At 51.0% G+C, this 17,951-nt stretch carries 14 protein-coding genes and 2 tRNA genes; 7 read left to right on the top strand and 9 right to left on the bottom strand.

Annotated elements, in window-relative coordinates; translation table 11 throughout:
• Positions 1–33 precede the first annotated feature (33 nt).
• Both ACM1PF_RS31435 and ACM1PF_RS31430 read right to left on the bottom strand, forming a co-directional pair.
• Positions 34–765, bottom strand: coding sequence for a sigma-70 family RNA polymerase sigma factor (locus ACM1PF_RS31435; protein WP_416670375.1), 732 nt, complete (start codon positions 763–765; stop codon positions 34–36).
• A 242-nt stretch (positions 766–1,007) separates the two neighbouring features.
• On the bottom strand, positions 1,008–3,029 hold the full coding sequence (locus tag ACM1PF_RS31430) for a hypothetical protein (protein ID WP_416670374.1): 2,022 nt from the start codon (positions 3,027–3,029) through the stop codon (positions 1,008–1,010).
• 1 nt (position 3,030) lies between these two features.
• On the opposite strand from ACM1PF_RS31430, the gene ACM1PF_RS31425 reads away from it, so the two are divergent.
• Entirely contained in the window at positions 3,031–3,456 is a 426-nt protein-coding gene (locus ACM1PF_RS31425; RefSeq protein ID WP_416670373.1) for a hypothetical protein, read from the top strand.
• A 583-nt stretch (positions 3,457–4,039) separates the two neighbouring features.
• Here the strand turns inward: ACM1PF_RS31425 and ACM1PF_RS31420 are convergent.
• Positions 4,040–4,981 carry a DUF4230 domain-containing protein gene (locus ACM1PF_RS31420; protein ID WP_416670372.1) on the bottom strand — a complete coding sequence of 314 codons (942 nt, stop codon included), beginning with the start codon at positions 4,979–4,981 and terminating at the stop codon, positions 4,040–4,042.
• 577 nt (positions 4,982–5,558) lie between these two features.
• Here ACM1PF_RS31420 and ACM1PF_RS31415 point away from each other — a divergent pair.
• Both ACM1PF_RS31415 and ACM1PF_RS31410 read left to right on the top strand, forming a co-directional pair.
• Entirely contained in the window at positions 5,559–5,930 is a 372-nt protein-coding gene (locus ACM1PF_RS31415; protein WP_416670371.1) for an NAD(P)H-quinone oxidoreductase subunit M, read from the top strand.
• A gap of 235 nt (positions 5,931–6,165) precedes the next feature.
• Positions 6,166–8,694: a PP2C family protein-serine/threonine phosphatase gene (locus ACM1PF_RS31410; protein ID WP_416670370.1), complete on the top strand. Its 2,529-nt coding sequence runs from the start codon at positions 6,166–6,168 to the stop codon at positions 8,692–8,694.
• Between the two features lie 69 nt (positions 8,695–8,763).
• Here the strand turns inward: ACM1PF_RS31410 and ACM1PF_RS31405 are convergent.
• Positions 8,764–8,837: transfer RNA gene (locus ACM1PF_RS31405), tRNA-Arg, on the bottom strand.
• 35 nt (positions 8,838–8,872) lie between these two features.
• Here ACM1PF_RS31405 and moaC point away from each other — a divergent pair.
• Positions 8,873–9,400, top strand: coding sequence for a cyclic pyranopterin monophosphate synthase MoaC (gene moaC / locus ACM1PF_RS31400; RefSeq protein WP_416670369.1), 528 nt, complete (start codon positions 8,873–8,875; stop codon positions 9,398–9,400).
• Here the strand turns inward: moaC and ACM1PF_RS31395 are convergent.
• Positions 9,397–10,104: a hypothetical protein gene (locus ACM1PF_RS31395; RefSeq protein WP_416670368.1), complete on the bottom strand. Its 708-nt coding sequence runs from the start codon at positions 10,102–10,104 to the stop codon at positions 9,397–9,399. The two genes, moaC and ACM1PF_RS31395, sit on opposite strands and share 4 nt — an antisense overlap.
• Before the next feature lie 87 nt (positions 10,105–10,191).
• Complete coding sequence (locus ACM1PF_RS31390; protein WP_416670367.1) at positions 10,192–11,103, bottom strand: hypothetical protein; 912 nt, start codon at positions 11,101–11,103, stop codon at positions 10,192–10,194.
• Between the two features lie 60 nt (positions 11,104–11,163).
• Here ACM1PF_RS31390 and ACM1PF_RS31385 point away from each other — a divergent pair, with 60 nt between their 5' ends.
• Together ACM1PF_RS31385 and ACM1PF_RS31380 are read left to right on the top strand one after the other, a co-directional pair.
• Positions 11,164–11,742 (top strand): Uma2 family endonuclease, encoded by a 579-nt coding sequence (locus ACM1PF_RS31385; protein WP_416670366.1) that lies wholly within the window; start codon positions 11,164–11,166, stop codon positions 11,740–11,742.
• 136 nt (positions 11,743–11,878) lie between these two features.
• Complete coding sequence (locus tag ACM1PF_RS31380) at positions 11,879–13,240, top strand: DUF3370 domain-containing protein (RefSeq protein WP_416670365.1); 1,362 nt, start codon at positions 11,879–11,881, stop codon at positions 13,238–13,240.
• 182 nt (positions 13,241–13,422) lie between these two features.
• Here ACM1PF_RS31380 and ACM1PF_RS31375 read toward each other — a convergent pair whose 3' ends face one another.
• Complete coding sequence (locus tag ACM1PF_RS31375; RefSeq protein ID WP_416670364.1) at positions 13,423–14,403, bottom strand: transposase; 981 nt, start codon at positions 14,401–14,403, stop codon at positions 13,423–13,425.
• A gap of 294 nt (positions 14,404–14,697) precedes the next feature.
• Between ACM1PF_RS31375 and ACM1PF_RS31370 the strand changes: the two genes are divergently transcribed.
• Positions 14,698–16,290: a hypothetical protein gene (locus tag ACM1PF_RS31370; RefSeq protein WP_416670363.1), complete on the top strand. Its 1,593-nt coding sequence runs from the start codon at positions 14,698–14,700 to the stop codon at positions 16,288–16,290.
• 183 nt (positions 16,291–16,473) lie between these two features.
• Here ACM1PF_RS31370 and ACM1PF_RS31365 read toward each other — a convergent pair.
• Both ACM1PF_RS31365 and hpsP read right to left on the bottom strand, forming a co-directional pair.
• Positions 16,474–16,547: transfer RNA gene (locus tag ACM1PF_RS31365), tRNA-Pro, on the bottom strand.
• A 115-nt stretch (positions 16,548–16,662) separates the two neighbouring features.
• Positions 16,663–17,862, bottom strand: a complete 1,200-nt coding sequence (gene hpsP / locus ACM1PF_RS31360; protein WP_416670362.1) for a hormogonium polysaccharide biosynthesis glycosyltransferase HpsP — start codon at positions 17,860–17,862, stop codon at positions 16,663–16,665.
• Positions 17,863–17,951: the final 89 nt, after the last annotated feature.

Here is a 17,951-nt window from a genome sequence, read left to right as displayed (position 1 = left end):
CGCCTCCCAGTGGATGCAAATTGCTCCTTTGCGTTACTCAAAAACGGGTTCTAGCGGATTCAAGGCGAACCGTCTCTCCTTGAGCCGATCGCCCATGAGATCGCTGGATTCGGCGAGATCGCTAGATTCTATGAGATCGCTGGATTCTGACAGTTCCCCCAGGTAAATCAGCCGGATATCCTCAGGCAGGACTTCTTCCAATTGCTGGTAAGCTTCCTGCAACTGTTTTCTCACTGCTTGAATGGTAAAGGTTTCCCCTTCTGCCTGGAGATAAGCGGCGATGCGAGTTTCACTCCAGTGGAAAGTTTGCGCCATCAGGATAATTAGACGATGAAGGGGCTGAAGGCGATCGAGGGACTGTTCCAGGTAGCACCAGAGGGGAGGAGAGGCTTTTTGCAGGGAATAGTGAATGGCTTCTACCGGAGGAAGTTCCACCCGGTTGATGCAAACCGCTGTGATGTTGATCAACCAGTTTTGCAGCGTGAAGGGCTGTTGCTCAGTGGAAGACTCATGCAAATCGAGTCCGCCCAGTTCGTAGTAAATATGTCGCCAGGTCACTGCAAATAGATAGTTGGCTTGAACCGACGATCGCACAGAATGGCTGATTAGCGTGTAGACGATCGGCGCGTAGCGGCAAAAAATAGCGACAAAATACTTGCCTACATGGGGATGGCGTTGCAGCAGCGTCAGCAGATCGTGATCACTGTGATGGCTGAGGGCAGAAACTAAAGGATGGCGACTTTCAGGAAAAGTGGGCATTTTCATTGGACGATTCACTCCCTTCACGCAGTAGATACCTGTTGTACGCTAGATATAGCCTTAGAGCAGTTAATTTTAAGAAAAATATACTAACCTTGGCGATCGGGTTAATTTTACACGAAAGTTGCGGATGCGGACGATTTGCAACTTCAGTCCAACCCAAATAGCCCAGCAAAAAAGGTACGGCAGAACACCGTACCTCGATCGTGAAATTTAAATCAATGAATCAATGAAGTCTGAAGTTGAAATTAGAGGATATCGTCCCCTTCACCCACCGACCAAACCTCCAGTCCATCCACACCATTGGTAGCAACGAAGAACAGTGCCCCGCCAATGTTGATCAGGTTCTGAGGACTCGAACTCTCTGGCCCCGCAAAGAGGTCTTGAACCTGCGTCAGCGTTGTGCCTGTGGTTCTCCACACTTCTGCTCCTGTAATCCCGTCATTTGCAACCAGGAAGAGCGTGCTACCCACTACCGTCAGAGAAGATGGGCTGTAACCATCACTGATACCAGTCATGTTGATCGCAGTCACCGTGTTGCCATCGCTGTACCACAGTTTTCTGTCCCCTGCGGCTCCGGTTTCGGTTGCCGTAAAGTACAGCTTGTTACCAAAGGCGATTAGCTCTGTGGGAGCCGATCCCTGCCCAGGGTTGGTGTTTATGTTTGCCACCAGTTCCAGGGTACTTGCGCCAGTTGCAGCCAACGGATCAACCAGTTTCACCAACTCTCGCCCAGACGAGGTGACATTTGCGGTTAAATAAAGGATGTCTTTGGGTTCCCCATTAACGGTAGTACCACCCTCCACGAAAACCAACTCTTCACCACCATTAAATCCATCAGATGCAGAGACAACTCCGTTGCCGATCGTGGTTTGAGTAATTTCACCCACATTATCGCTGAATATGTTCTCCAGCTTGACCAGGCGGAAGCCATTACCACGATTAGCAACCAGATACATCGTGCTGCCACCGACAAAGGTCATACTAGATGGATCAGAGCTGTCATTTTCATTCAGGTCAATCTTCACAGCACTGCTTTGACCGGGTGCCACCCGCCACAGTTCAATATCTCTGGTTGGTGATTCAGCCTGGAAGAACAGCGCTTTGTTGCTGCCATTGTCCACCGCAACCATATTGGAAACGGTTGCAGCATTGATGCCCGTGATTTCTGTTACGCCCGTACCAGTGGTTGAGAACAGTTTTCGTTGATCTCCGAAGGTAGCTGAGAAGAACACCGTATCACCAGCCGCCACAATTTGCAGAATGTTAATACTGCTATTGCCATTAGCAATGTCTGCTACCAGGTTGACATTACCACTGACATCACTGCGCCAGAGTTCACTGCCTGTCGTACCGTCATCTGCCAGGAAGTAAACGGCATTACCCGTTGAGATGGCAGCACCACCGATCGAAGCAAACTCTCTAATTTTTGTGGTTCCATCCAACGTCCCATCACTGCGCCAGAGGAAGTTCTTCTGCCCATCGCTTGCCGCGAAGAAGGCAAAGTTGTCTACCTCCACCAGGTTTTTTGCAGCAGAACTACCTCCTCCAAAGTTAATATCCTGGGTAATGCTGGGTTGGTCGCTGCGTTCCTTCAGGGAAGCAAATAAATCATAGGTGGAGCCAACGCTGCCTTCGGGGGCAAATACCCGCAGGATGTACTCACCTGGATTCAGTGTGCCACCAAACACTTCTTGCCCTTGACCATAGGTGCCGGTTGGACTCAAGCTGGGGCTATCAAAAATTCGTCCAGTGTCTAGCGTGCCATCGGAGTTTACCCGTTGTAAATGCACATCCAGGTTGCCGAACATATTCCGCAGGTCAACCGTCAGGAAGCCGCGCTTTTCAAGATTCAAACGGTAGTAGTCTACAGTAGAATCCCTACCCTCCTTGAACACATAATTAGACTGGAGATTGGTTGAAGCTTCGGTCGGGGTCAGAGATGTAGCGGTATCCAGCAAGTTGGATACCTCGTCGGTTTGCTTCTGTCCCGCAATCGTATAGCCAACTGCGCTGTCTGCGATGCTCTGAGTGATTTTGATAAAGTAGATGCCGCTATTGAATGCCTGAAAGAACTTTTCCGTTGGGTAGCTGGCGTTGGAGTTAAAAGAAGCAATGCTTTGCCTTGATGCATCAAAGATTTCAATGTTGGCTCTGCCCTGAAGTCCATTGGTCGTGAACAGGTAATCTCCATCTTGAGCCGTTACTCTGAAGTAATCAACCCGATCGTCGTTGTTGACTGTACCAATGAGAGGACTTCCCGTACTCAAAGTGCCATCAAAAGCTGTTTCAAAGCTATTTCCGGGGGCGGGAGTGGGAGTGGGAGTAGGAGTCGGCCCTGGAGTGGGAATCGGAGTGGGAATCGGAGTCGGAACGGGGGTTGGTACGGGAACGGGGGCAGGACCGGAAGTCGGCCCAGGGGTTGGTACGGGAACGGGGGCAGGCCCCGGAGTTGGGACAGGAACCGGAATTGGGGCGGGAGCCGGAATTGGGGCGGGAGCCGGAACGGGAACGGGGCCGGTTCGGCGATCGGCGTGCCATTCATTCTCAGCAAATAGCGACTGTTGCCACTGCGTCGATACACCCGAACCAGGTATTGTCCTGCATCCAAGTCTCGCTGAATGCTTTCATTTTGGCTGCCTCTACGCCGAGAGGCACCCACCAATTGCAGGTATTGATTGCGGACTCGCGCTCTGATTTTTCTAAAATCTAAATTTCTGATGTTTCGGGGAATCTGATTGATGGGCCGCTTGAAGGCGTATAGCTCAACATCGAAATTCGCCTTTCTCATATTAGAAAGGGTCAGATCTAAGCTGCTTCGCCCTAGCAGATTCACGCGAAACAAGTCATCTAAATCTTTGTTGCCAAGGCTGTCTCTCCGGTTGACAGGGGGAAGACCAAGATTCCTCGCTCTGCCAATCCGATTATCCCTATCTGCCATAACATTTTATGCCCCAATTCGTTTTGACAACGTTAGTTTTCCCCAGGGGCGAAACAAAGATGACAAGGGCGATCGAAATTTATAAAGCCTTGATATAGTTTGTGTTAAATACGGAATCTCCGGAAGCCTAAGTGTTATTATTGATACGGTGAATACGGGATTTAATCAGAAAAAATTCTGCAAAATTTTTGAAGTAGCAAACTTTCCCCGTACTTTTCCTGAGGAGAGAATTTAGCACACGGAGATGGATAAAATTCCTGCCAAAATTGCTAAAAGCCCATTAGAAAACCTCGTCAGGGGGTATGGACAGGCATTAAATATTACAGATATTACAGAATATTACAGATCAGAGGGGATTGGAGGTTCGGGCGAGGGCAGACCCTCTTCGGGCAAAGCCAGGGAGTCGTCCGTTCCCTGTGGCTCTCCGATCACCCCAGTCGCCCCAGTCGCCCCAGTTGGACAAGTCCCAGGGGCAGGCTGCCGAACTTGCACGGTAGAGTTGGCATAACCCGCTGTCACCAGGAGCTGGCTAATGGTTTCCTGTGCTTGAGTGCTGGCAGTTTGTAAAACTCCTTGAGTACAGGCTGCTTCGACAATCTGCTGAAGCGTGGTTTGAGCTGCCAAATCTTGCAGTTCTGGAGCCGCATCTGGCCCTAAACCCAGAAAACCACGATCGTAGTCATACACCTTCGATCGATTCACATCCACTTTGCTATCCAGGATTTGGGGTGGCGGCAATTGGATGGTGACACTATCCCCGTTGACCTGAATATCTTCTGCTTGAATGGCACTCAGATCAATTCCGGCTCGAACTTCCCCGTAGGCAATATAAAGTAGCGTTGTCCGGCCAATCACGTAGCCCCCCAGCGTTCGATCGCGGCTAGCGGGAACCACCGTCTGCATCGCAAAAACCGCTGTCGTTAGCTCGCTGATACCCCGCAATTGCTGCATCAAAAGCGGCTGCATATCGATTTCCGGTTCCGGTTGAGGAGCGGTAAAGGCTTCATAAATCTGATCAATGATTCGCCCTCCTGATTGCCAGGCTCCAAACAAAGTCACCGCAGAAACTAGCAGAACTCCGCCCGTTACAATTACCGACAGGTTTTTCACCGCTGCCCCCATCTGGCGACCCCGTTTCCACCAGCATTTGATGCCTCGATCAGACGGTGGATGGGACTGCTGATCCGAGAGAGCCGCCGCAGTCCAGCGGGCCGTCTTTTCTTGCGGGGCACGCTCTTTCAGTTTGCCGTTTCGCTGACCTTGATATCTGTAAATGCCCATGCGATCGTTTCCTACAAATTAATGACCTATCTGAATAGCGCAATAGAGTTCTTGGGAGTCAAAGTCCTCACAGGGTTCTCAGATAGGGCCTTAGTAGCCAAACGGGTTAGCTCCCACTAGTTAGTTCCCACTGGTTAGCTCCCACTGGTTAGTTCCCCAAGAAAACAGTCTACCCATGTTTAATTCTAAAAATATTCTACAAAGAGGGAGAAAATCATTTCTACATCAGTAGCCTGGGGAAATGTATCAGAGATTCATCATATCTTTACACAATGTTTGAATAGATGGTGGGTGCTGCTGCTGCTTGTTCCCGGGTTGACTGACCAATCTCTGTTTCCTCCAATTCTTTTCTGGAACGGTCGGATTTGCCCCTGTAGCCCCAGTAAAGCAGTTGAGAGATGACCCGTTGAGAGATGACAATGAGATCGGCAACTCTGAGATCGGCAACTCTGCCCTCATGGCTTAAAGTTCAATATTCTTACGCTTGATTCTTCCCATTCGTCCCTCTAAAGACGATCGCTAGCATCCTGCTTGTAAGATAACTTTATAAAACAGTCCATTCATTTTCTTGAAGCTTATGCTGCTGAAGTCCACAACCCGCCATATCCGCATCTTTGCTGCTGCCATTGAAAACGACGAACTGATTCCCAGTGCCGACACCCTCACCCTGGACATCGATCCCGACAACGAACTGTTGTGGAGTGACGAGGCTATCCAACAGGTCTATCGCAAATTTGATGAATTAGTTGCAGCCTACGAGGGGGCAGACCTGACGGATTACAACTTGCGGCGCATTGGCTCCGATCTGGAGCATTTTATCCGCGCCCTCCTACAAGAAGGCACCCTTTCCTACAACCTGAATAGCCGGGTTCGCAACTATAGTTTGGGCTTGCCGCGTGTGGTTGATGAAAGCGAATCTGACAACCATTTAATGATTCAGCAGGATTAATTAAGATGAACACGATGGATTAAAATTATCGCTCACAGAGTTTCACAGAGTTTCAACGGTGATCTTGTAAATTCTTTCCAGGGAATGCGGTGGGGTCACTGGAGTCTGAGATATCCTGGTATGACGGCTGTAAGCTGATTGAACCAAAGATTTACTTATCTGTACTCCTGTCGTCCTCTCATCGGATTCCCCAACGTTTAAGCCCACTTGTTCTGCCAGAAGTGTTGAGCCATTGATGAGCCGTTATTTATGGGCAGTCGGTATAGATGCCGATAAAGCCTTCAGACCTGGAGATTCCTTAGCCAATCGCTACCTTTACCAAGGTCAGCGGATTTTTCTGGATACTCAACCCATGGTACCTCCAGAGAATTTAGATGAGGTTCCAGAGGAATTTTTGCCCTACCTCAGGCTTTCTCCTTACCAGATTCATATTCCCCAGGTTTATGACTGGGTGACGCTAAATTCTGGCAGTTCAAGTCCCATCTTACTGCTGGATCAGGCTCCACTCTATACGGCTGAAGCATTAAGCAACCGGGGGCTGCACCTTCAGGATAGGGATGCAACAGCAGTACGCCTGTTTCCATCCCTGGCGGATGTTTGGAAGACAGAAACTCCTTTACGCCAACTCCACTGGCTCTGGCAAATGGCGAACCTTTGGTATCCCATGAGCACGGAGCAGGTTGCGTCTAGCCTGTTTTACCCTGAGCTTTTACGAGTCGAAGGGCCCATTCTCAGGCTGTTGGAACTACGCTTTGATACCTCTGGAGATGTGTCGTTGGCTGCTCTGGGGCAATCGTGGTTGAACTTGGCGCAGTTAGCCCATCCAGCCGTGCAGGGAACCATCCAGCAAGTCTGTCAGCAACTCATGCAGGGACAAATTCGCACAGCGGAAATGCTGGTGGCTGCCCTGGATCATTCCCTGTCCCAAGTTGGTACAACGCAGCAAACGCGCACCCTGCACATTGCGACCTTGAGCGATAAGGGTCCCAGTCGGCAACGCAACGAAGATGCCTGTTATCCCGATAGTGGGACGATCGCATCTTCTCCGCCAGACGTTCCCCTGGTGATTGTTTGTGATGGCATTGGGGGACATCAGGGGGGAGATGTGGCTTCCAACCTGGCAATTCAGACCATCAAAGACCACTTGCTGTCGCTGCGTCCAGAGCACCTGAGTCCGGACGAACTATGGGTCAAGCTGGAAAATACGGTCTGTGCTGCTAATCAAGTCATCAGTCAGCAGAATGATGCGGAGCAACGGTTCGATCGCCAGCGTATGGGCACAACGGTTGTCATGGGTCTGGCTCGAAACCACGAACTTTACATTACCCATGTAGGCGATAGTCGGGCGTACTGGATGACTCGCTGGGGCTGCCATCAGGTGACCCAGGATGATGATGTGGCTTCCCGTGAAGTCCGGCTCGGCTACAGCACCTACGCCCAGGCTCTACAACAGCCCAGTGCAGGTTCACTGGTGCAGGCTCTGGGGATGAGTGCCAACAATCTTTATCCAACGGTGCAGCGATTTATCTTAGATGAAGATAGCGTTTTTCTGCTGTGTTCAGATGGGTTGAGCGATAACGATCGCATTGAACAAAAGTGGGAAGAAATTATTCTGCCCCTGTTGACTCAGGGTAAAGACCTGGCTACGGTGGGTCGGGAGTTGGTTGAGGTTGCCAATTGCCTCAATGGTTATGACAATACGACGATCGCCTTAATCTACTGTCAGGTTTCGGGGGAAAAATCCCCTACAACCCTTCAGTCCTCCAGTACGGTGATTCCCGTCAACACGGTCATTCAATCCTCTCCTCGCAGTCAGACTCAACCCGTCGGAACGGCTATCTTTGCGCCAGAATCCCCTTCCCGCACAGCGACTGAACCAACGGCTAGAGTCGATTCTGCCCTATCCAATGCACCCACCAAGATTCCTGAACCGTCTGACTATGTTCCCCAACGTCGATCGGGGAATGGAATGCTGCTGCTGGGAATTCTTGGGCTAGCTGGAGTTCTGGCCGTATTAATTGCCGTTATGTTTGGCTGGGGCGGGCTGATTCCAAACAGCCGAGAGATGACGCAAGGTGACTCAAATGATCTGGCTACAGGTTCAGGGGATTCGCCTCAACCCACGCAAGCCCCCCCTGCGCCGGTACCTGTGGAGAGGGATGATGTGATTCGGGTCAGCGAAAACTTGAGGAATGTGCGAACGACTCGTCCAGATGGCAACTCAGGGCCATTGGCCAATCCTGCCGTGCTTCCGGCAGGGAGCCTGGTTCACATCATCAATAAAAATTTGATTAGTCAAAATGACGCTCAAAGTATGTGGCTCGAACTTTCAGTTTGTGCCTTGGGTGGTGGGGAACCGGATGGAACGGGTGGGCAGGCGATCGACACACTTCCCCCAAATCCGCCACTGGCTAATCCCAATACCAATGCTCCATCGAACAATGCACCGTCTGGACAATCTGGTCAGCCCATCAACAAACCCATTCATCGAACTGATTTGAAGCTGATCTCTGCATCTACGGAGAATGAAGGGATAGAGTCCGATTTAGAACCCATTCCCTTGCTTGAACGGGGACAGCGTGTCTGGATCAGGGAATCTGATTTGACTGCAACCAACTTTACCCACTCCGAGATCGAAGCCGATCGCATGGATTGTCAAACTGTTTTAGCAGAATCTGAGTCTGAGCTTTCTCCCCAGGAACCTGAGTCATTCGAGGAACCCGCAGGTACTCAGACCGACATCATTGAGCCTCTCGAACCCTAAAACCCTATAAACAAAGGATGAAGTGAGCCTTTAAACCACTTACTTCATCCAGTTTTTGTTTGTATAGAACGGGCGAGGAGGGATTCGAACCCCCGACACCGTCGTCCGTAGCCACGTGCTCTAGTCCACTGAGCTACACGCCCTTACCGAAGATTTATCTTAGCACGAGATTTGGACAATGTCACAAAAAAAATTTTCTGATTCTAATTTTTCTAATTCTGCGCCTCCATCTCTGACGCATCTGGATGCCCAGGGACAAGCCCAAATGGTGGATGTTTCGGCAAAAGCGGCTACGGTACGCACAGCGATTGCTGAGGCGCGAGTTCGGATGCTGCTATCCACCTTCGAGGCGATCGAATCGGGCAATACGCCAAAGGGGGATGTATTGGGCACTGCAAGGTTAGCAGGAATCATGGCAGCGAAACAAACATCCAACCTGATTCCCCTCTGCCATCCCCTGCCCATCCAAAAAGTTGAGGTGCAAATGATTCCAGACTCTACCTTGCCGGGGTACTACATTCAGGCTTTAGTCAAAACCAAAGCAGAAACCGGCGTGGAGATGGAAGCCCTCACCGCCGTGTCGATCGCCGCTCTGACGCTCTACGACATGGCCAAGGCGTTGGAAAAATCGATTCAGATTGAGTCCATTCATCTGGTGCAGAAAACGGGTGGCAAGTCGGGGGATTACCAGCGTGAAGGCACTTAGTTTCCCTGGATCACACCCTGAGATTCGTTGTAGGTCGCAGCGTTGCGGAATGCTTCGTAAGCTCCATTTTGCGTGGAATACCGTGAGGTTGTCCGGGCTTGATTGCAAGTTTGGCTTTGTTGCCAGAACCGGGTTCGAAATCCGCCGTTGTCCTGCCAGATTTCGTAAGCCCAGCGGTTACTGATCGTTCCATTCGCCACTCGTCGATCGCGCTCATAGACGGGGAGACAGGCTGTGTCTGCGGATTGACGAACGAACTCGGATGCAGGTGCGATCGGAGATGGAGGGGTTGCAGCTTGACTGCGATGGGTTCTCGAAAGCGTGGTGGCAATGGCAGGGCCACGTCGGTTGGTCATCAGCCAGTTCAGGGAAGAGGATTCCGCAGCCGCCAGAGCTTCCGAACCTGTGACTCCAGCCACGATCGGACTGCCATCACAACCGTCAAACTGAGCCAAACCGCTCTGGTAGTTGAATAAATCCTGGCGCAGCAGGTACAGCCAGACTCGTTCATGGGGCGAAACATCGCTGCCCATCAGAGCCGCTGCCAGACTGAGGGCTTCCGTCCAATTTTCCGCACAGTAGCTCCGTAGCAACTGCGATCGCCAGGCTGCAACTTGTTCGGCTTCACTCACCGCTGCATAACTCGGGGCGGTGATTAATAGGCTGAGTATACCGATGGCGATCGCCTTTACATTCCATTTCATCTCGACCTCTATCGCTGTTTCTATGGTTCAAATCTGCACTTTCTGATAGTCAGAGTGCCCAATTTGACTCCACCGATCACGATAGAGTTAATTCTTGCGAGGAGAAGGTTTGGAAGGGGATTGCAGAGAAGACTGTTGGTGCATCAACTCATCGTAGGCAGTTGCCGTATCCTTCATGCGCAGATATTCCGCTTTGAGGTGCTGATACTGAGCATCAAAACTCACCATATCACCAGGAATATCATCCGGCTCGTACCGGGAGACTTGCAGCCCAATCAACGTTTCCCGAATGATCCGGACATAGATATGCTCCAGTTCCCTGGCTTTATCCAGCAGATTTTCGATTTGATCCAGAGCCCGATCGTAAATTTCCGCTTGCTTGGCGTAAAACTCGGAGGTAGAGAGAATACGAGCCAGGTCATGAACCTTGTGGCGTTCGTGCAGCAGCCGATCGATTTCCGCTTCGATTTGCAAATGTTCTTGAATCACAGGGGCAACGTTGGCCGACGAGGAGAACAGGGCAGGAGCATCCGACTCCCTTGATTTGGCCAGTTCAATGCTGCCTAAATCGTGCCAGGAGTAAATGTACTCCATGTCGCCATCTTCCGTCAGACGCGGAAAGACCACCTGCACCCGCTTATATCCATCAGCATCCCTGGAACGAATCGGAATTCCGTAACTCCCCATTGGTAAGTTAGGATATCGCCGTTCTGCGCCGTCTACATAGATCAAATCATGGCGATCGACCCATTCCAGTTTGCGTTGAACTCGTATGAACCAGAAGCACACGACCCCAACCACCAGCATGATGACAATGAAAGCTCCCATTCTTGTCCTACCTGCGCGATCGTTGAATGGTTTACGCTGGACAAACGCATGGGTGATTTTTCCTGCATGCCCTCGCCAGAGGTAAACCCCTACACTTTGATTGTGGCAAATCAAATCAAAAGTATCGGGAAAGTCTTGAGGATGATGGGCGATCGACTTGAGTAAAATCACTTCATGCTATAGAAAAATCAGGACAGTAGAAGGGACTGTAATCTATTCACCCTGAGAGTAATGCCACAAGCCACTCAAAAACCGATCGACCAATGTATTCTGCTCCAGGGTTCCTGGGAGAAATTCAAGCTGATCCAGCAAGCTTCAGAAGACTCTCCAGGAATACGACTTGCTTATTACGATGGAACGATTGAAATTCTGATGCCCGGTGAAGATCACGAGTTTTTTGCTCACATGATTGGATTTTTCTTAACCAACTTTTTGGTGCGGCAAGGCATTCGGTTTAAGCCAACAGGGGCAAAAACCCAGGAGAAACAGGGAGAAGCATCTGCCCAGGCGGATCAATCCTATTGCATTGGCGAGTCCAAACCGATTCCCGATCTGGCGATCGAAGTCATTTTTAGCAGTGGTGGGATGAACAAGTTGGCGCGTTACAAAGCCCTTGGGGTGCCGGAAGTCTGGTTGTGGGAGGATGGATCACTGAAGCTCTATCACCTGCGAGCAGAGGACTACGAGTCAATCGATCGCAGTGAACTACCGGGATTAAATCAACTGGATGTCGATCGGTTCAAACGCTGTATTTTGATGGCTGAAACGGATATTGCGGCAGCAGTGCAGGAGTTCGAGGTAGGAATTTAATCGAACACTGCCTCAAATTCGGGCAAGAATCCGAATCCTTTCACGATTCGCAAGTAAGATGGTTTTGGCTGAAACCTCCGAGTTGCGGAGTCAGTCTTGAGTTTTGTTAGTTCATGTTCGATCGCATTCCAACCCTATGTTTGCTCTGCTTTCCCTGTTGACCCTGGCTCAATCCATGCCCACGCCCCCTGCCCCTGAACCCCAAGAAATTGTTCGCCCTCAGGAGGTGCGTCCGCTCCCCGGACAACTCGATCCGGTTCCAGTGTTCAACAGCAACAGCCCGGAGCGAGTGACAACAGAAGGAATTTTACTTTCCACCTTTCCGCCAGAGGGCAAACAAACGCCAGATGCCCATCTCAACTTTCCCTTCAACGGACGGTTTGATGTGTTTGCTCACCACGTTTACCAGGCTCCTTCTCCTGAAGATTTGACCAGCCTGTATGTCGGGATCATTCTCTACAATCCAGGCGATCGTCCCGTTACGGTTCATCTGTTGCAAGCTGCCAGCTACCTCAGCCAGCCCGATGCTCCCTTCATTACCCTGCCGTCGATCGCCGATAACCAGACCGGGACAGTGTTTGCTGAACCAGGCAGCCGCGTCATGGGCGAAATTCTGCGAGGACAGCGACAGGCTGATTTTCCGGCTCAGGTAGTGGTTGAACCGGGACAATATCAGATGTTGATGAACTTGCCAATCTCGGTTCGCACCTTAGATCCACCGTTAAATGGTCGTTCTACGATGATGCGGTTGCGGAGCGATGGCACGGTCTACGCGGCGAGTCTGGCACTCCGAGGACAAGAGATAAACGGAGAAGAAGTGGCTCCGACCCTGGAAGACTGGCAGGCAATTCTGGAAACGGGAGAACTGGCGGGAGAGCGCGATCGCACTCCAACCCCGATCGATCAAGTCGGTGGTCAAATCATCTACGGGCGGGTCGCTGGCGTGGCGCAGGGTTCCATCTGGCAGGCTCAACTCACGGATCAGCCCGATGGGATGGAGTTAACCATTCCCGCTGCGGGGGAGGCTTTCTCCTATGGTCTGAGTACCCTCGTTGCAGGACGGCTCGGTACGGGGCAAGTTCAGACGGCTCCCCTATTGGTGCGCTATCCCGATACGGCGTATCAAGCTCACGGCAATTACGGTATCGAATATAATCTTTCCCTACCCCTGCATAATCCAACGAACCAGACCCAAACGGTTACAGTTGCCCTTGAAACACCGATCAAAGAAGACGAACTCTCCCAAAACGGTCTCCGCTTCTTTGATCCCCTACCCAACCCTACTTTCTTCCGGGGAACCGTCCGAGTGCGCTACAACGACGATCGGGGCTTACCCCAAACCCGGTATGTCCATCTGGTGCAAAGACGTGGACAGCAGGGTGATCCCCTGGCAATTTTGACGATGCCTGCTGGAAGTCATCGCCTGGTTGAGGTCAGTTTCCTTTACCCCCCCGATGCGACTCCTCCCCAGGTTTTAACCATCCAAACGGCTGATTGAAAACCAAATAACATCAATTTAATTGGTAGAAATTGCAAATCCTGGCAGGACAAGGGCGCACAGCAGTGCGCCCCTACAGATGATCCATCTGAAATTCTTGTGGGTTGGGCATCTTGCCTGCCCAGTCAGCAAAAGGGAAACCTGAAAATTATCGAATCCAGGATGCTTTGCTATCTGTTTCCCTATTCCTTGAAGTACTCGACAAGTTCTTCTCGCGTCATCGATGCGATCGCCGTCAGTGCGCTGCCAAATTCAACAACGGGCATTTGTAGAAGTTGGGTTACAACGGTCATCAGCTCTTCATCGATCGCGCCAAATCGGCTAACTAACAGAGCACGAACAATTTCTTCCCGCTCTTCCTGTCGTCCCTCCTGTCGTCCCTCCTGTCGTCCCTCCTGTCGTCCTTCTTCCCGCCCCAGCCGTTCGATACTACTGATATAGGGCATACGATTTTCCTCCTCAAATTGTTTGAGTTCTTCACGGAAAGAGAGTTCTAGCGATTCTGGCAACTGCATCATCCAGTCCAATAACCGGAATAACTCTACGATATCTTGCCGGGTAAAGCCGCGCTCATACAGTCCCTTAATCAGGCGCAATTTCCATCGCAGGCGTTCTTCAGCGTTGCGGGTAGTATCCTGGGTCTTGCGATGTGCCATGACAACTACAGCGAAGGGATTGTCGCTGGTTTCCAGAGTTGCCCACTCATAATCTAGAAGTTTGACGATCGGGAATCGTAGGTGCATCTCGCAACCCCATCGTCCATAGGAATATTCCTGCGGTCGCCAAGTGGATTGTTCATCGCCCAGTACTGCCAGACTGACGACAATCCGATCGTAGCGATCGAAAATTCGATAGTGGTAGGTGAACATTCGTTTGGCGAAGGCGGTATCAGGCTGGCTCTGGATCTCGATGTGCAACAGCAACCAGGATTCCTGACCGTCCTTCAGCCATACCTTGACCAGTTTATCGACAAAGCGTTTGCCCGTTTCGGCGGCGCGAACGATTTGCTGGAATTCTTTGTCCAAAAACTCATACCCGCGTGACCAGTCAATGTCGCCGTGAGCTTCGCCAAAGAAAAATGCGACAAATGCCTCAAAATATCGCTCCAGAGCTTCTTTCCACGGATCATCATAGTTGGCGGTGGTTTCGTTGCTGAAGGTCACAGTCGTCTTTGCTACGCAGTGTTCTCAGAAGATAACGCACTCTCTTTACCCGCGAAACTACTTTTATTCCTTGAAGAACCCGTCTTGGTCAAGGGGCATTGGCGTAAATCTGGCAACGCTACATTCATGTCCGGAGGGAAAATCGTGCTTTTCGGGACAATTCATCCGTTGATGAAGAATCGGTGTCGGTGTAGCGCGATCGCATCCAGCCAGAGGATGCATTTGTAATATCTGACTTGAGCGACAAAGGCTTTGAGATTGCGGGAAGATTTGACAGGCATTTTACAAGCACCTATGGCTGAAACTTTACCAGATGGAATGGGTTACGTTCTTGCAGGTACGGGTTTAGGCACTGCAACGGCGATCAGTATTGGCAATGTTGGACTGGTGGGTGCTTTGGGTGGGGTTGCTGTTGGTGCTATCCCAATCATTGGGACAGGAGCAGTTGCAGGAGCAGCCGTCTATGGAACCGTTCAGGGAATTCGTGAAGGCGAGCCGGTTGCGTTTGGGGCGATCGGGTTGGGAATGGTGGGTGGAGCCACGGTATCCGCTACGATCGGCGGCATTGGGGTGGCAGGAAGTTTTGGGGCGTTTGGGTTAGGGATGGGCGCAATGGCTAGCCTGGGGGGTGTGGTTGGGCTGGGGATTTATGGGGTGGTGAAGATGCTGGATCAGGGAGTGAAAGAAACCCCGGCTCAGGTTTTTGACCGCATGGAAGAGAAAATCGCATGGCAAGAAGCCTACATTGCTGCACTCATTGAACTAGACGATCTTTTGACCGGGAACGATATCAAACGGAAATTTATTGCCCTGGAAACAGAAGATGAACTCGATCGCCTCAAGGCAGAATCACAGCGGCAGAAGGCTTATAAAACTGGAATGACTGCCATCCAGCCCACAACCATTCCAGCAAATGCAACTCTGAACTTGCCGATCGCCTCCTCATCTGAAGTGTCATCCTCAAACGTTTGGCTCTGCACTCACACTTTGAAGCATCAGGTGGGTGCAATCAATTCAATTGCGATGAGTCCAGATAGTCAAACGGCGATCGTAGGTGGTGATGATTGTCATGTTTATCTGATCGACATCAAAACAGGAAACAGATTATTTTCCATTGCAGGACGAGAGCCTGTTTTATCGGTCGCAATTCACCCGAAAGGACAATCCCTGGTTTATGGCGGGTTGGATCAGGTGATCAGCCATTGGAAAGTCGATCCAAAAATCTTCCTCAATTCTTTCCTGGAATCAGGCACACCCCATAGCCATCGCAGCTTTGTTTACTCACTGGCATTCACCCCAAACGGCAATACCCTGGTGAGCGGTAGTGCGGATCAAACGATTCGTATCTGGAATTACGACGATCGCTCATTTGTCAAAAAGCTGAGACGTACCCTGAAGGGGCATACTGATACCGTTTTTTCAGTTGCAGTTAGTCCAGATGGAAACACCATCATCAGTGGCAGTGCCGATCGCACCCTTCGCATTTGGGATTTGATGAGTTGGGCAAAACCCCGGATTTTGCAGGGACATACCGGAGCCGTGAACGCTGTCGCCATTCATCCCAATGGACAGACGATCGCCAGTGGCAGTAACGATCGAACCGTGAGGCTATGGGACTGGAAAACGGGAGAACTGCTGGCGGTATTAACGGGACATTCAGAACCCGTTACGGATGTTTTATTTAGCCCCAAAGGCGGAACGTTGATCAGCGGCAGTAAAGATGGCACGATTCGCTTCTGGCAAAGGGATGAAGATCGATCGTGGAAATGCCTGTATGTCCTTCCCGGTCATGGGCCGATCGCCATTGCTCCAGATGGAAAAACGCTTGTCAGCAGCAGCCGAAACCATGAAATCAAAGTCTGGAAACTCAGACGGCTTTCAGCTTGATTCAATAGCTTCAAGCAATTTAATTTCGTAGTGATCATCATTGATCAAAACGATCGCTACGACTGTGGATTTTTAGTAAGGATCGTGAATTAAATAACCTGTAAAGTGTTTTACGTTACCGACTGGGCGGGCAAGATGCCCACCCCACAAGAATTCCAGATTATTCAGTTCGCGTTCCGTAAGTCGGGATGACAGGATTTGAACCTGCGGCATCCTGCTCCCAAAGCAGGCGCGCTACCAAGCTGCGCTACATCCCGTTGTTGCAGTTTCTCATTATAGGGCAGTTTGCCCAGAAATGCCGATCGATTTATCTGCCCTCTGATTCTAGCGAATGATTTTCGGATTTGAGAAGAGCGAACAAAACCGATCGCGCTAATCCGCAGTCAAAAGTTGTTGATAGGCAAGTAGCATTTGTTGAGCGATCGCATCCCAACTGTAGTGTTCTAGTGCGTGAGTTCTGGCATTGGCTCCCCGTCGCTGCCGTTCTTCAGCACTTTGGAGGGCGACTCTCAACTGGTTAGTCAGGCTGGTTCGATCGCAATTACAGATCCATCCTGCCTCTGCCTGCTGAATTTCCTGCCAAATATGCACCTGATCCGAAACCACCACCGGAATCCCAGACGCCATTGCCTCTGCCACTGCAATCCCAAAATTTTCATAGTAGGACGGCAACACAAACAGGTCAGCCGATCGCAGTAACTCAGTTTTTGCGTCCCCCGAAACGAATCCTGTGATAGTGGTGGAATCCTTCAAGGGAGAAGACTGGATGCGATCGTGAATCTGCTTCTCGTAGTGCGGATCTTGGGGATTCCCTCCCGCGAGAATGAACTTGAACTGTAAGCCTTCAGACAAGAGTTGTTCCAGGGCCGGCAGAAGGAGATCGAGTCCTTTTTTCGGATCAATGCGGGACATGAAAAGGAGCTTAGGGGGTAGGGAGGAATCGCAATTCGTCCGTACAGAGAGAGGTAGGGGCGCATTGCAATGCGCACTTAGAGGGAGTGGAGTGGGGATGCTGACACCAAGCGGAAGGATCAGATCGCGGGTAAGTGCGCCGAAGCGATCGGAGACTTTGGCTTCCTGATCGCTGGTGAAGTGGAGGGCAGCGGCTCCGGCAATATTAGCCCGTTCAAATAGTGCGGCGTAAATCTGTTTGAGATAGCGTTTCTTTTTCAGGTCGGCGGGATCGAGCGTTCCTAAAGGACGCAGAATGTAGGGCAGATTTTTAGAACGGGCAACGGTAGCAGCAGCCGTACTGACGGGAGAAAACAGAGCATGAATGTGAGCCAGGTCATACTCATCTGCATGAGCCGAGAGCCAGCGCAATAAGTCCAGCGAGAATTTATAGCGACGAAACGGGGAACAGGGAAAATAGCGGATCTGGTAGCCGTCCTGCTCTACCGGGCGATCGATCGGCACATCCAGGGGAGCCTGTCCCGTATCTCCATTCGCAGTTGTCGTCAGAATCGTCACCTCTGCCCCCTGGGATGCCAACGCCTTTGACAAGCCCAACACCATCTGGCTAGGGCCACCGTAGATTAGGGAAATGGAAGGGACGATTTGGAGGAGACGCATAGGGGTGAGGAGTGAGGACTGAGGACTGAGGACTGAGGACTGAGGAGTGGGGAGTAAAGGGTAGGGGCGAATCGCGATTCGCCCGTACA

This window comes from Egbenema bharatensis FJBBOT/2019, assembly GCF_048077055.1.
Taxonomy (GTDB): Bacteria; Cyanobacteriota; Cyanobacteriia; order Elainellales; family Elainellaceae; genus Egbenema; species Egbenema bharatensis.
The sequence above is the reverse complement of the archived record's forward strand: the minus strand, read 5'-3'. Positions and strand labels throughout refer to the sequence as shown.